The sequence below is a fragment of the Aquirufa beregesia genome, from assembly GCF_011090385.1.
In the GTDB taxonomy this organism is placed as follows: Bacteria; Bacteroidota; Bacteroidia; order Cytophagales; family Spirosomataceae; genus Aquirufa; species Aquirufa beregesia.
In genome coordinates this window covers 45,578-60,366 of sequence record NZ_SEWW01000001.1, presented here as the reverse complement: position 1 = coordinate 60,366, position 14,789 = coordinate 45,578, and the positions used below count along the sequence as shown (strand labels likewise).

The window sequence follows — 14,789 nt, the reverse complement described above, 5'->3', positions numbered from 1 at the left end:
TTGAACGGAATTACTACAGACGAATTTCACAGGTATAAGTCGTGGGACAATTGCCACCAATCATTCAGTGTGTCAAATCAGAAAGACAGTCATATTTTAGAGTTGGCATTTTATTTGGCAAGTTGGGGAATGTATAGAGGCTCTAGTGGCTTACTTCAAAAAAATCATTTAATTCACAAAGGTGCAGTTGACATTTTGTTTTCAAATAAAGGACAAAAACTAAAATGCAACTCAATAAAAGAAGTTAATAAATCTAATATCAAAGACATTTTAATCTTAAAAGACATACTATCTAACCATTATAAAAACATTAAGTTTACAAAGGGAGCAGACAAACCAAAACCAATTTCACCGACAGACACATTGTTAAGTAAAATATTACTTGGCACTTTGAGTTGTGTTCCCGCTTATGACAAATATTTCATTAACGGTTTAAAAGAAAAGAAAATTAAAAATACTGCTTTCAATTACAATTCATTAAATGAACTGTTTGACTTTATTAACAATCATACAACTGAAATAGACAACGCACAAAAACTTATTTTGAAAAAGACAGAACAACATTATCCAGTAATGAAAATTTTGGATATGTATTTTTGGCAAATTGGCTATGATAAAGAAGTGAAAAACAAACAGAAAATCTAAAATGAATACAAAAACCACAGTTTATAACACGAGTTTTGCGTCAGGCGGGGTGACGTGCAAACTTGGAGCTTTGTGCTTCTATTCAAGTTCAGTACAGGTTGACAGTTTTGTGCTCCGAAATCCACCGCATGAACGCCAAGTGTGGAACATAAATAGTAATAAATGTACAAACACAATTTGCAAATATTAATATATGGAAGACAAGATAAAAGCACTTAAAGAAAAATTCAAACATTTGAAGATTGATAAAATTGAAGAGGAAGATCCATTTACTCAGGAAGGTGAAGTTCCAGTAATTGACACATATTATATTATTTCAAATTTTCATGGTAACAAAAATATTTCCGTTACCGTTTCCTCAGAAAGCAAATTAGAATTGTTAGATAAATTTTTATCGAACGAATCAGTAATTTTAGATGAATACTTAGGTGTTAAGTATCAAGATAAATATGAAATTGTTCTATCATCCATTAGTAACCACTATATGGGGCCTTCGAGTAAAAAACAAAAATTTGAAATCATCCTAAATTATTTTAAGAATGAGTTAAGTATTCACTTAGAAAGTAATGTTGAAAATACTCCAGCTTCGGACTTGTATAGTTTGCTTTATAGATTTGGATCTGGGAAACGAAACTGGATAATCACAATTGAAAACTTTAAAAGGACTTCACCTGATGGTCTAAATAACGATTTAAGAAATATTTTAAATTCAGTCTTGTTTGACTTTGAATATAGCTTCAATTTAGCTTATGAACCTATTGAATTAAATAGCCTGAACAAAAGAATTCCTCGACTCAAAAGACCTGCATTGGAGGTACCTGCACACCCGATAAATTTTACATATAAAAAATATATACCTGAGTTAATTCAGTACTATCATTTATCAGAAAAGGTTGACTATATACCTTTCAAATACTTATGCTATTTTCATATTCTTGAATATTTTTCTGATAAAAGTGCTTATTTTGTGGTTGCAGCACAAGTAAAGCAGTTGCTCTTAAAACCTGACTTCCACCTCAAAACCGACAATTACATTGAACAAGCAATTAATATTTTTAAAAAGGAAAATGAAAAACATTTAACTGACAAAATTAAATTAACAAGGGTTTTGCAGCAATTCGTTAACATGCATGAATTTCGAGAATATTTAGATGCAACAAAACTTTTAGATCACTTCCAAAAGGAACAAATATTTAACTGCTATAAACCACTCAAAATTCCATTATTAGACTTTACCAATGAGGTGACATTTTTCCAATCATTGACAAACCGAGTGTATGCTATGCGTTGTTCAATTGTACATTCCAATCCCGATTTTGACGAAACCAAGGCTGTCCCTTTTGTTCATACATCTGAAAATGTAATTAGTCTAAATATTGAAATGGCACTAGTGTATGAAATCTCAAGAAATATAGTTGTCAAATCTAGTGATACAAGATAGATTTAATGCTGTTAACTCTGCTGTTCGACATGTTCCGAAGGGTCATGTCGAACGACAGATGATAGGGATTTGTAATCCTTTGATAAAAATAAATTTGGCTTCGAGAACCTCAGCCAACTTCATCCTCTGTTCGAAGAAAAGAAAACGATAAAGATTGATCTGCTGTTCGACATGACCCTTCGGAACATGTCGAACAGCATTAAATTAATTTTGAATATGAAAACGGAATCAATCAAACAAAGCAAGAAGTTAGAATTAATCCCAAAGAGTACCAATCTCAATGAATTTACTTTGCTCAATAAAATCTATGAATTGGAAAATAAATCCATCGAAAAAGGACTGCAAGAGGCAGAGGACAGTAAATTAAATGATCATGCGAAAGCCAAGCATCTTTATGAAAAATGGTTATAATTTTCTACTCACCATCTCTTAATTGTGTATCAGAAAATAGTGTTGGTTTTGGCAGATTGGCAAGCATCAGCTGGTATAACATATTGTGTTTGGGCGGCTTATGCGACTATTTTAGCAAAATAAATCTACCCTACCTTGAAAATGTTAGCTATTTTGCATTTTATGATTTTTAATATTTAGATGGGGTTAAATTCGTGCCATACCTATTTTGGGCATAGAATATTTGATGGGCTCTCCATCAGAAGAATAAGCCACTATTTTTATTTGGGCTATTGTTTCTAATTTTACTTTCCATGGAAATAATTTACAATCAATGATACTTCCTACAAAAAATGATTTCAGATAAAAATTTAGCCCGAATTGCAGGATTTTGCTATTTAGTCGTGATTGCTACAGGAATGTTTTCAGAAGTTTTTGTTAGGCAAGCTTTACGAGTGCCCAATAATGCATTGGCTACTGCCCATAATATTCAAACGAATGAAATGCTTTATCGTTGGGGTTTTGCTGCTGACCTGATCAATTTTGTGATTGGAATACCCACTATATTGATCATTTATCACTTTTTCAAAAAATCGAATAAGCTTATCCTGCAAATTGCTTTAGCCATGGCTATTATTCAAACGGCCATTATTGCAGTCAATCTATTAAATCAAATTACCCCCCTTGTTACTTTTAAGCAATGACACTTACTTAGCAGCTTTTCAACCAAGTCAATTAGCCACACTCGCTCTTTTGTCCTTAAATATTCAAGCACAAGGTTATGGAATTGGTTTAGTATTCTTTGGATTTTATTGTATTCTAATTGGGTATATCATTTTCAAAACCAATGCCATACCAAAAATTATTGGCGTATTATATGCCATAGCTGGACTGTGCTATTTGATCAATAGTTTTACCATGTTTCTCTCCAAAGGATTTGCCAATCCTTTGTTCATGTACTTTGCCATTCCGATTTTTGTAGGTGAATTATCTCTTTGTTTGTGGTTACTCATCAAAGGAATTGATTCATCAAAATGCTAAGGTTTGTCGAAGCTTGGAGCTTAGATTTGTCAAATTTTGAAAATTTGACAAATCTAATACACCAATCAAAATCCCTAATCAAAAACACTAATCACTAATAAATCTGGTTTCTCACCAAATCCTCCAAGGTATCTCTTTTGCGGATTAATTTGGCTTCTGATTGGTCTACCAATACTTCGGCAGGAAGAAAGCGAGAATTGTAATGAGATGCCATCGTAAAACCATATGCACCCGCATTGGCAAAGGCGATGATATCTCCTTCTTTAACTTCATTTAAAATGCGCTCATTTTGATTTCCTTCAAAATCAAAAGAGAAAGTATCTGTCTCACATATATTTCCTACCACACGGTAAGCATCTTGTTGGACATCCTCTTCGTTTGAAGCATTGAAAATATAATGATATGAACCATACATCATCGGACGAATCAAATGATTTAATCCGGAATTAATTCCCAAAAATGTTTTAATGGGATCTCGTTTAACCACCGTAGCAGTAGTTAATAAAGTTCCTGCCTCTGATACTAAAAACTTACCCGGTTCCACCCAAAGCTTCAATTCTTTGCCATAATGTGCACAGAATTTCAAGAAGGCATTGCCCATGATTTGACCAATCTCCTGCATGTTTACGCCTGGATCTTCAGGAGAATAAGGTACTTTAAACCCTCCTCCCAAATCCATCAATTCTAAATCTGGAAAATCCTTAGCAAATTCAAACAAGGCTGACGCTGCTTGTTCAAAGGTCTTTCCATCTTTAATATCAGAACCCGTATGTTGATGTAAACCAATCACCTTTATTTGATATTGATTCACCAAAGCCAAAATCTCCGCCTTTTGATGAATGGATATACCAAACTTGGATTCTGGATGTGCCGTCATGATTTTGGCATTTCCCCCTCCAAAAACGTGGGGCTTAATGCGCAATAAACAAGGTACCGATGAACCGTATTTTTGGCCAAACTTTTCTAAGACCGACAAATTATCCAAATTAACCATCGCGCCTTGGGATACCGCAAATTCTATTTCCTCAAACTCTACCCCACTCGGTGTAAAAGTAATCTGATCACCCCGATACCCTGCCAATAAACCTAATTCCAATTCCTGTGGTGAAACCACATCCAAATCCACGCCTTCTGCCAACATCAACTTCAAAATGGAGATATTCGTATTTGCCTTACAAGCGTACTTGATCGACAAGGATATATCATCAAATGCGGAACGAAGAACCGAGATTTTTTCTCTAATTTTGTCCGCATTATATACGTAAAGAGGTGTACCAAATTGTTTGGCAAGCGTTGTCAAAGGAATACCTTGAATGGAATAATAGGCCATTGTTAATAAATTAAGGCACAAAGATAGTGCTAATCTTCTTATCTATGCAGTCAACAAACAAAATAAGACTAATCCTTCTCAGCTTATTCTTCGGAATTTCAGCCATTTCCTCTTCCTTGGCACAAGTAAAAAGTGGCCCCATGTTGGGATATTCTGAAATGAAAGAGGTATTGATTTGGGTACAAACTCAAAAGCCAGCTCAGGTACAAATCAAATATTGGGAAAAAGGTAGTGATGCTAATAAATTGGTTCGCCTTTCTTCTGCCATTAGCACACAAAAATCCCAAGCCAATATCGCTCGAATCATTGCCGATGAAGTAAGCATGGGTAAAAAATATACCTATGAAGTGTGGGTAGACCATAAAAAGGTCAACTTTGATTATCCATTAGAATTTCAAACTCAAACGCTTTGGCAATACCGAACTGATCCCCCTAATTTTCAATTTGTAGTAGGTTCATGTAATTACATCAATGAGGAGGCTACGGATAGACCAGGTAGACCTTATGGTGGAGCCGACGAAATCTACAAGGCGATATATGACAAAAAGCCTGATTTCATGATTTGGGGAGGTGATAATTTTTATTACCGAGAGACTGATTGGAATACAAGAACGGGCATGATTCACAGAAATGACCATACTCGTGGACAAAAATCCGTTCAACCTTTATTGGCCAGTACCCACCATTATGCGATTTGGGATGATCACGATTATGGTCCTAACGACGCAGATCGTTCATTTGCCTTAAAGCATACTTCCTTGGAATTGTTTAAACTGTATTGGGGTAACCCCAATTTTGTCTATCCCAATGAAGCTGTTACAGGAATGTTTCAATGGGCGGATGTCGAGTTTTTCATGATGGACGATCGCTGGTTTAAAGCTCCCAACGATGAAAAGAATCCGGCCAAGGATTATTTTGGACAAAAACAATTGCAGTGGTTGTTGGATGCTTTGACAACTAGCAGAGCTAGTTTTAAAATCATCGTCAATGGCGGACAAGTGATTAATCCTGCCAAGGTGTTTGAAAACATGGCAAATTATGAACAAGAGCATACACAATTATTAAAAGAGATTAAAAACAGAAATATCCCCGGTGTTTTATTCATTTCTGGCGACCGTCATTGGTCAAGTTTTTGGAAAATGGAACGCCCAGGCACCTATCCTTTGTTTGACTTAACAGTTTCTCCATTAACTGCAGGAACGGCAAGCCCTACCCCGGAGGATTTAAATAAAACATTAGTACCAGGAACAGTGAGCAATCAGCGTGCTTTTGCCCATATTTCTGTCAGCGGTCCACTAAAAGATCGTATATTAGAGATTAATTTAGTGAATTCAGAGGGGAAGGAATTGTGGAAACAACGTATCACATCAAGTCAATTGAAATAACATGGAAGTTGTATTAAATCGAGTAGATCAAGATTTTCATTTCGAAGCTAGAGGCAGTTCTACTGTACCCGTTCATATTGATGCCGCAGAAGGAATCGGTGGACATAATGCAGGTGCAAGACCTATGGAGTTGCTCTTAATGGGTTTAGGGGGCTGTACTGCCATTGATGTCATCTTAATTTTGAAGAAACAAAGACAGGTGGTAGATGATTTTCAAATCCGCGTGTCGGGCACTAGAGAAAAGATTGAAGGAACGGAGAAAACACCATTTAGAACGATTAACATTCAATTTGAATTACAAGGCAATATTGATGGAGCTAAAGCTTTAAAAGCCATCCAAATGTCCATGGATAAATACTGCTCTGCGACTGCACAATTAGAACCTAGTTCTGTAATTACCCATACCCTATTGTTGAACGGTGAAGCCTTCGAAATTTAGTCCATGAAAGTATATTTAGACCTATTGCGTCATATCAAAGAAAACGGCACCTTTAAATCGGACCGAACAGGAACAGGAACTTTAAGTGTATTTGGTTACCAAATGCGATTTAATTTGGAGGAAGGATTCCCCATGTTAACGACCAAGAAAGTACATACCAAATCCATCATTTATGAGTTATTGTGGTTTTTAAAGGGTGAGACCAACATCCAATACCTAAAAGAACATGAAGTATCTATTTGGGATGAATGGGCGAATGAAAACGGAGATTTGGGACCCGTATATGGTAAACAATGGCGTTCTTGGGAAGGACCGAATGGACAAGTGATTGACCAAATCAAAGAAGTAATCCATACCTTAAAAACCAATCCAGATTCTCGAAGGATCATTGTTTCTGCTTGGAATGTCGCTGATTTGCCTAAAATGGCCTTGATGCCGTGTCATGCCCTATTCCAATTTTATGTGGCCGATGGTAAGCTATCTTGTCAGTTATACCAGCGTTCGGCCGATGTATTTTTAGGAGTGCCATTCAACATCGCTAGTTATGCACTCTTGACGATGATGATAGCTCAGGTATGTGATTTAGGTCTAGGAGATTTTGTGTGGACTGGCGGCGATACTCACTTATATTCCAACCACATGGAACAAGTGGAAAAGCAGTTGTCCCGTGAACCAAGAGCTTTGCCTCAAATGAAAATTAATCCAGCCGTTAAAGATATTTTTGAATTTACTTACGAGGATTTCACCTTAGAAAACTACGACCCTCATCCAGGGATTAAGGCACCAGTGGCTGTATAAATGTAGAATGAAGAATGTCTTGTGTCTTGTCCTGATATAGGTTGACAGTTTTTAGGACGACTCAGCTGGTAGTTATCGAACATTAATATTTGGGATTTTCCGATATGTATTTATTGAAGCAATACATGTTATTTTATATCGCACTCTACTTTAATGCGATTACTTAGGTATTTCTTTTTTTTAAAAAAAAGAAACAAAAAAAAATGAAGTACGGTTAATCCTAAGACGAATTCCGCTACGCGGAACCGATGTTCACTCCGCATACGGCTTTAATCTTTGACTCTAACGCACATGGCCTATGCGCCGGGTCAAATATCCGCCTACCGCTTCGCTCATGCTACGTTCCCATCTTTCGTTGGGATTAACCTCATCAGTTGTCTTTATTAGAGTTTAGTTTTTAGAATGAATTTTGAGATTTTTTGATAGAAAATACCGTCGGTCAGCACGAGCGAAAGATGATGAACGCAGCGGTAGACGAGGTTTTGACCTTAGCAAAGGCGATGCGTGTCGGCGTCAAAAATATAGGCGATAGCGGAGTGAATCACGGTTTCGCGAAGCGAAATTCGCCTTTGATGACCGACAAGAAAAGAAGTTTTTTTGTTTCTTTTTTTTCAAAAAAAAGAAATACCGTAAAATTGGATTTTAAGTGATGTTATTTATGAGCTGATTCAAAAGAACTATAATCACACCATTTACCATGGCCTTTAATTTTTATAAAAAGAAAGACTTTGGAGGTTTTGAAACTGCTAAATTTTTATTTAAGATGTATTATTAACAAACCTAAAGTCAACTTATTTCAGAACAAGACCACATTTAGCTTTAAAAATGAAAAAGCCAGTTGATTTATATGCAGCTTAATTTATATTTACAATGAATTATTAATAAACACAAAGTCTACCTATTTCAGGACAAGACATTCTTCATTCTTCAATAATTCTCCTCACCACCTCCGCGGCATTCAATCCTTGTGACTCCGCTTTGTAATTCAAAATGATACGGTGCTGAAGAACAGGTACGGCAACCGCACGTACATCTTCCACGTTGGGTGAAAATCTTCCTTGTAATAAGGCACGGCACTTAGCTGCCAAAATCAAATTTTGCGAGGCTCTAGGACCTGCCCCCCAAGAGATGTATGAATTAGTCACTTCTGTGGCTAAGGCAGAATTCGGTCTTGTTTGATGTACCCATTTCACAGCGGTTTCTACCACATGATCTGGAACAGGTACACGTTTTACCAATTGCTGGTATTCCAATAAAGTGTGAGCATTTAAAATGGAGGCTGGTAATGTTTCGGCATTGGATCTCTCGGACATACGTACTACCGCTACTTCCTCTTCATAGGATGGGTAATCCAAGACCAACATAAATAAAAAACGGTCTAACTGAGCCTCTGGTAGTGGGTACGTTCCTTCCTGTTCAATCGGGTTTTGAGTAGCTAAAACAAAGAATGGCTTGGGTAAAGGATAACTCTCTCCAGCCACAGAAACGGTTTCTTCTTGCATAGCCTCCAATAAGGCCGACTGGGTCTTAGGAGGTGTACGGTTAATTTCATCCGCTAAAACAATATTGGAGAAAATCGGTCCTCGGTTAAACACAAAATTTCTTTGTGCATCCATCACCTCTGCTCCAATGATGTCTGATGGCATCAAATCAGGTGTAAACTGAATCCGACGAAATTCTAAATCTGTCAATGCAGCCACCGTATGCACTAATCGTGTTTTAGCTAATCCAGGAACACCTACCAACAAACAGTGTCCTTCGCAAAACAATGAAATTAATAGCAAATCAATAATTTCCTCCTGACCAACAATGCGGTCTGCTACCGCTGTTTTAATCCGCTGAAAATCCTTAACAAATGATTCGGCTAATTGTACGTCGTTCATCATTCTCCTGTTACACTGCCCGCCAATAAATTACAATCTTTATATTCGTCATCAATGAAAATAAAGACATCCTCTTTTGCTTTCATAAACCATTTCTCTACCGCCTGATTCTTTTTACGGGTCAAAGCAATGGCAGCAATCTTTTGATAATCATCTTTCAAATTGGCAAAGTGAGGAGGATGTTTCGCCTTAAAATATAAGACGCGCACAGCACTTCTTCCATCTTCTGTACGATAAGAAATAGGTGTCGAAATAGTACCTACTTTCATGGAATCCAAGGAGAAATATAAACCTGGCTCCATGCCACTATCAAATGGCATACGAGTAGTACGAGTACCTGGGTCTATCAACATACCACCCGCATCTTGGGTTGGTTTATCTTCAGAAAATTCTCTTGCAGCACGATCAAACTTGATGGAATCTCTTTGAATCAAGACACGGATACTATCCAAAAACTTAGTTGGCTCTGTTAAATCAAGTTTTTGATAATCAGGACGTAACAAAATATGTCTTGCATGATATTCTTGTCCACGAATCTCCAATAATTGAATCAAGTGAAATCCAAATTCTGATTCAACCACATCCGACATCACTCCTGGCTTCAACTTCAATGCGGCAGCTTCAAATGGAGCAACCATTTGCCCACGTTTAGAAAAACCTAAATCCCCGCCACGTTTTCCACTTCCTAAATCTTCTGAATACAATTTAGCTAACTCCTCAAAACTCTCCCCTTTTTCCACTCGTTTGCGGTAATCCAATAACTTAGCAATTAACTCATTCTTCTGATTTTTATTCGGCTGAGCCAAGCGAACAATGTGACCCACTTCTACTTCAGAAGGCAAATAAGGCAATGAATCTGTGGGAATAGCCGCAAAAAAAGCAGCCACTTCTTTCGGCGTAATTTTCACGTCACCTGTAATCTTATCTTGCATCTTACGTCCGGTCAACTGTTCCTTCAATGAGGTGCGTAAATCTTCTTTCAAATTAACGATTGACTTACCAAAAGCCTCTACAATATTTTTGGAAGAACCATATTGAGTTTCCATTTGATCCATGCGGGAATTCAATTCCATTTCAACACGCTTATCCTCCACAATCACAGAGTCTATCTCAGCTTTGGCTAACATTAATTTATTGATAACCAAACCTTCTAATAATTGACAGCGAGTAGGTGTATTGGCTTGGCCACTCGACAAATACTGCTGGTATTGCTGCTCGACCTCTGATTTTAAAATATAATGATTGTCGACCTTGACAATAATCTTATCCAACAAAGTTCCTTTACTAGCCTCTTGTGCAAATGTTGCCCAAGACAGCATCAACATCACTCCTCCAAAAATCCAACGATTCAATTTCATAAATTTTTTATTGCATTAATTTTTGTAATTCCTCTTGCTGAATAACAATCGGATACTTATTCTTCAATTTCTTAAGCCACTCCTTATCTAGTTGCGCTTGCAAATCACGAATGATACTACTTCTACATTCGTCAAAGGTCTTAACACGCTGTTCTTCTACTTTTTTAATCTCAAGATAAACATAACGGCCTTCATATTCCAAATTCTTTTTGCCAACCTGCCAGGCTTGAGCATCTAAAACAGGTATTTCACCCTTTTTAAAATACCCTTCTGTAGCTTCTAAGCTTTTAGGTTTAATGGCATTAAAGCGCTTGACCACATCATCCATGGATTGAGAGAATAAACGAAAACTCACTCGAGCATTCTTGGCTTTATCCGTTTTGGAAGCTGATACTAATTTCCCCTCATCCTTTTCGATGAATCTAACGTTATTAATTCCCTTACTAGCTAAAAATTCAACTACCTGATTAACACGCCCTTCTGATAAAGTATCATGTTCCGTTCCATCAATATGTCCCGTCACTTCCACCACATAATCACGGTTCTTACTCATCAACAAACCCAATTCTTGTAATACTTTTTTGGCATTCACATTCAGTTCAGATTGTCCCAATTTGAATAAAATATCCGGATAACGCTTATTCATAGGGTAAGGGGCCGATTTAAGCAATTCCATGGCATCAGCTAAGGTCTTGGCATTATCAGATGAAATCAGTTTAACTTCAGCTCTAACGGGCATAGTAAACAATGACATATTTTCCTGATAATAAGCTTGTTGACGTAAAGAATCCAACGATTTTTCAAAGATCTCACGGTCAGTTATCTTGCTTAATAAACTACCCTCTAAAAACTCCGTCATCTGCTCTTTAAAGGCAGGATATTTTGTTTCCAAATGCTGCTCCTCAGCCCTTAGTGTATGAGAATCAATAAACTCGTCTAACCAAGTGACTTCTGATACGGCTGGTAAATAGCCTAATTCCTTTACTTTTCTGCGCTGTTGGGCGACAATAAACTGATAAAATTCATGGATCGTAAACGATTTATCCAAGACTTTAAACAAAGGAAACTGAAGCCAAGGCTCATCTCCTACACGATCACGAGCAAAACGCTCCAAAGCCATTTTCTTGGATTCTTCCAAAATGGCCACTCGGTTTTCTACTCGCACCCGCTTCATGAATGACTGGCGGATTAAAGCACTACGCTCTGGATCCGTATTTACCTTTTGACGTAAGTATTCAGCCATTTCTTCATAAGAAAGAAGTGGCTTTTTGTCCAATAATTTGAAAATTTGCCAACCTAAATTGGTCCGAATAGGTTCTGAAATATCTCCCAAACGCTGTAGACCAAATAACTTATCTTGTAATTCTTCACTTAAATCAGAAGAATAATACCAGCGACGCAATTCACCACCACGCCCTTTGGAGTAAGGATCCTCTGAATAATTTCGACAAACATCTTCATAGCTTTCTCCCTTTTTCAGATAAGCTTCTACTTGCTCTATTTTCTTTTTTGCTTCTACTTGGAAGGGGGTTCCTGCTTCTACTGGTACAGAAATTAGAATATGAGCCAAACGAATTTTTCCTTGGTTAGGACGCTGCTTCAGTATTTTGATCAAATGATAGCCGTTGGACGTTCTCACAGGACTAGAATATTCACCCAAAGCCAGTTCATACACTTTATTTTCAAAAGCATATTGTGTTTGTAAACTGGTGATAAAACCCAAATTCCCGCCTTTTTTAGCCGTTAATTCATCATCAGAAAAGCGTAGGGCCAATGAGGCAAAATCCTCTCCTGCTTTCAGTTTTTTATATAAATTATCAATTTTCTGATAGGCTATTAAAGTATCTCCTGGACTAGGATTGGCAGGTAATTTGACTAATATGTGAGCCACTTGCTTTTCATCCTTCAAACGTTGGTACGCCTCTTTCACTAGGGCATTCACCTTGTCATTATCCACTAAATAAGGACTAGCCAATTCCTTACGAAAACTAGCATATTCCTCCTGAAAACCAGGATTTTCAGCCAATTTTTCATCTTCTGCAGCTACTAATTTCAAGGATAAGTCTAAATAATCAGATAGAAATTTATTCTTATTATCTGGTTTTATACTATCGCTTTCAATCAAACGACGGTAAATGGAGGAAAACTGAGCCGAACTGATTTTTTTAGGGCCAATCTGAATCGGAAATCCCTCTTGTGCCAAGGTGCTTGGAAGGGTAAAAAGAAAATATATAAAAGCTAATAAGTGAAAACGAAAACGCATAGTTTGCCAATTTTGCTTGTCCAATGGGTTATAAACGACAACAAGCTTATAAAATTACGAATAATCCCTAAATAAACCCTTTAATTCATCAATCCCTTACGCTTATTTCATAAGAGAAATCATAGTGATAGTCATTGAGCATCTTAGGTCCACTTTTCCAAGTGCCATTTTTCTTAAAACTACCCAGCTTATCTCCATTAATTTGCATCTCTGATATTCCCAATCGATCATTACCATCCCATTTACTCCATAAATCCATGCCCAAACCACTCGCTCTCATCCCCCACATAAACCATCCCAATGGATTCGTTAATGAAGATAATTCCAATATAGATACCGGAACTTGCAATACCCCTCCCCATTGATTAACTTGTTTTAATACCTGCTGAATTTTTTGATAATCATCTACTTCCCACAGAGTCACTTGAACTCCTAAACTTTGTCCTGGCTTCAATTTGATCGTCAATGGCGGAATTTCTTTCAAATTAATAAGAAGGCCCTGCTTAACTTTTCCTAGATAATGCGATGATTGTTGAATCTGAACAACTTGTTGTTTTTCAATGGCTACCACCGAATAAACCAATAAAAGTTCATCGGCTTGCGTGATATTTTCTTGAATATTTTTAGCTGCCATTTGAGTCCAATGGAACTGCACCTGCTTATCTTTTACCAAGACTTTTTGAATCGGAACTTCCGATTTGACAGGAATAGCCTCTTTCCTACAAGAGAAAAATGGTATACCCATCAAAAAAAGGAGAACATATCTCATAAGACTGCCTTAGGCTCTTGCTGAGTCAGACAATGGAAACTACCCTGTCCCCAGATTATTTCTCTGGCAGAAAGACCTATCACTGGTCTATCGATGAATAAAGTCGACAATATTTCCAAAGCAATGGAATCTTGAGGACAATGGAAGGTTGGCACTATTACTGCCGCATTAGAGATGTAAAAATTGGCATATGATCCCGGCGCTCTAAATTCATCTATCACCACGGCATCTGGCATGGGTATCTCTATAATCTTAAGCGGCCGACCGTCCAACAACCTCATTTCTCTTAATTCTTGCAAATTTTGAGCCAAAACAGCATGATTATCGTCAGCTACATTAGGTTCGACCATGGTGATGACTGTATCTTCATTCACGAATCGAACGGTATCATCAATGTGACCATCGGTATCATCCCCTACAATTCCATCACTGACCCATAGGACCTGATCCACTCCATAATACTCTTGCAAGTAGTTCTCAATGTGTGCCTGAGTTAGATGTGGGTTACGGTTAGGGTTTAATAAACATGAACGACTTGTCAATACCGTACCTTTCCCATTAAATTCCACCGATCCTCCTTCCATGATGATGCCTGGACTTTGGCATGCTACACCTAAATCTTTAGCGATGGCTTGAGGAATTCGATCATCATCATCAAATGGAGGATATTTCCCTCCCCAAGCATTATATCCCCAGTCAATTAATAGTCGTTCTGGACTACCGTTCTTAATTAAAAATGCAGGTCCATGGTCACGGCACCAGGCATCATTCGTAGGGCGAATAAATAATTCAATTTGCTGAGGATCAATCTGATACTTGAGTAACTCTCCTAAAATAAAATCTTTAAGTGCTACATTATTGACGTTAATTTTCACCTTTTCTCCTAGTGAAATAGCTTTGATGAGTGCAAAGTATTCAGGATACATCTGAGCCAATTTACCTCCTTGCCAGGAATGATCATTGTATGGAAAGGTAATCCAAGTAGCTTCATGAGGATGCCACTCTGCAGGAAAAAAAAAGCCTCTTTCTTTAGGAGTCGATACCATA

At 37.3% G+C, this 14,789-nt stretch carries 14 protein-coding genes; 8 read left to right on the top strand and 6 right to left on the bottom strand.

Annotation, left to right across the window (positions count from 1 at the left end):
• The first annotated feature begins 69 nt into the window (after positions 1-69).
• From EWU23_RS00250 to EWU23_RS00230, 5 genes are all read left to right on the top strand, one after another.
• Entirely contained in the window at positions 70-645 is a 576-nt protein-coding gene (locus EWU23_RS00250; RefSeq protein WP_317164280.1) for a hypothetical protein, read from the top strand.
• 193 nt (positions 646-838) lie between these two features.
• Positions 839-2,086 (top strand): hypothetical protein, encoded by a 1,248-nt coding sequence (locus tag EWU23_RS00245; RefSeq protein ID WP_166227653.1) that lies wholly within the window; start codon positions 839-841, stop codon positions 2,084-2,086.
• A gap of 216 nt (positions 2,087-2,302) precedes the next feature.
• Positions 2,303-2,497 carry a hypothetical protein gene (locus tag EWU23_RS00240; RefSeq protein ID WP_166227651.1) on the top strand — a complete coding sequence of 65 codons (195 nt, stop codon included), beginning with the start codon at positions 2,303-2,305 and terminating at the stop codon, positions 2,495-2,497.
• A gap of 332 nt (positions 2,498-2,829) precedes the next feature.
• Complete coding sequence (locus EWU23_RS00235; protein WP_166227649.1) at positions 2,830-3,180, top strand: DUF4386 domain-containing protein; 351 nt, start codon at positions 2,830-2,832, stop codon at positions 3,178-3,180.
• Positions 3,161-3,517, top strand: a complete 357-nt coding sequence (locus EWU23_RS00230; RefSeq protein WP_166227647.1) for a DUF4386 domain-containing protein — start codon at positions 3,161-3,163, stop codon at positions 3,515-3,517. Before EWU23_RS00235 ends, EWU23_RS00230 begins: the two co-directional genes overlap by 20 nt.
• Before the next feature lie 94 nt (positions 3,518-3,611).
• On the opposite strand, the gene lysA is transcribed toward EWU23_RS00230, so the two are convergent.
• Positions 3,612-4,847 carry a diaminopimelate decarboxylase gene (gene lysA, locus EWU23_RS00225; protein WP_166227645.1) on the bottom strand — a complete coding sequence of 412 codons (1,236 nt, stop codon included), beginning with the start codon at positions 4,845-4,847 and terminating at the stop codon, positions 3,612-3,614.
• Between the two features lie 44 nt (positions 4,848-4,891).
• Here lysA and EWU23_RS00220 point away from each other — a divergent pair, with 44 nt between their 5' ends.
• The 3 genes from EWU23_RS00220 to EWU23_RS00210 are packed head-to-tail and all read left to right on the top strand — an operon-like array spanning position 4,892 to position 7,469.
• Complete coding sequence (locus tag EWU23_RS00220) at positions 4,892-6,232, top strand: alkaline phosphatase D family protein (RefSeq protein WP_166227643.1); 1,341 nt, start codon at positions 4,892-4,894, stop codon at positions 6,230-6,232.
• A 1-nt stretch (position 6,233) separates the two neighbouring features.
• The gene (locus EWU23_RS00215; RefSeq protein ID WP_166227641.1) at positions 6,234-6,671 is read left to right on the top strand and encodes an OsmC family protein; all 438 of its coding nucleotides are present in this window, start codon (positions 6,234-6,236) and stop codon (positions 6,669-6,671) included.
• A gap of 3 nt (positions 6,672-6,674) precedes the next feature.
• Positions 6,675-7,469 carry a thymidylate synthase gene (locus tag EWU23_RS00210; protein WP_109322699.1) on the top strand — a complete coding sequence of 265 codons (795 nt, stop codon included), beginning with the start codon at positions 6,675-6,677 and terminating at the stop codon, positions 7,467-7,469.
• Positions 7,470-8,389: 920 nt separating this feature from the next.
• Here EWU23_RS00210 and EWU23_RS00205 read toward each other — a convergent pair.
• From EWU23_RS00205 to EWU23_RS00185, 5 genes are all read right to left on the bottom strand, one after another.
• Positions 8,390-9,355 carry an AAA family ATPase gene (locus EWU23_RS00205; protein WP_166227639.1) on the bottom strand — a complete coding sequence of 322 codons (966 nt, stop codon included), beginning with the start codon at positions 9,353-9,355 and terminating at the stop codon, positions 8,390-8,392.
• Positions 9,352-10,710 carry a peptidylprolyl isomerase gene (locus EWU23_RS00200; RefSeq protein ID WP_166227637.1) on the bottom strand — a complete coding sequence of 453 codons (1,359 nt, stop codon included), beginning with the start codon at positions 10,708-10,710 and terminating at the stop codon, positions 9,352-9,354. The genes EWU23_RS00205 and EWU23_RS00200 overlap by 4 nt, the downstream gene beginning before the upstream one ends.
• Before the next feature lie 7 nt (positions 10,711-10,717).
• The gene (locus tag EWU23_RS00195) at positions 10,718-12,973 is read right to left on the bottom strand and encodes a peptidylprolyl isomerase (RefSeq protein WP_166227635.1); all 2,256 of its coding nucleotides are present in this window, start codon (positions 12,971-12,973) and stop codon (positions 10,718-10,720) included.
• Between the two features lie 88 nt (positions 12,974-13,061).
• Complete coding sequence (locus tag EWU23_RS00190; protein WP_166227633.1) at positions 13,062-13,742, bottom strand: hypothetical protein; 681 nt, start codon at positions 13,740-13,742, stop codon at positions 13,062-13,064.
• Positions 13,739-14,788, bottom strand: a complete 1,050-nt coding sequence (locus EWU23_RS00185; protein ID WP_166227631.1) for an agmatine deiminase family protein — start codon at positions 14,786-14,788, stop codon at positions 13,739-13,741. Before EWU23_RS00185 ends, EWU23_RS00190 begins: the two co-directional genes overlap by 4 nt.
• Position 14,789 lies beyond the last annotated feature (1 nt).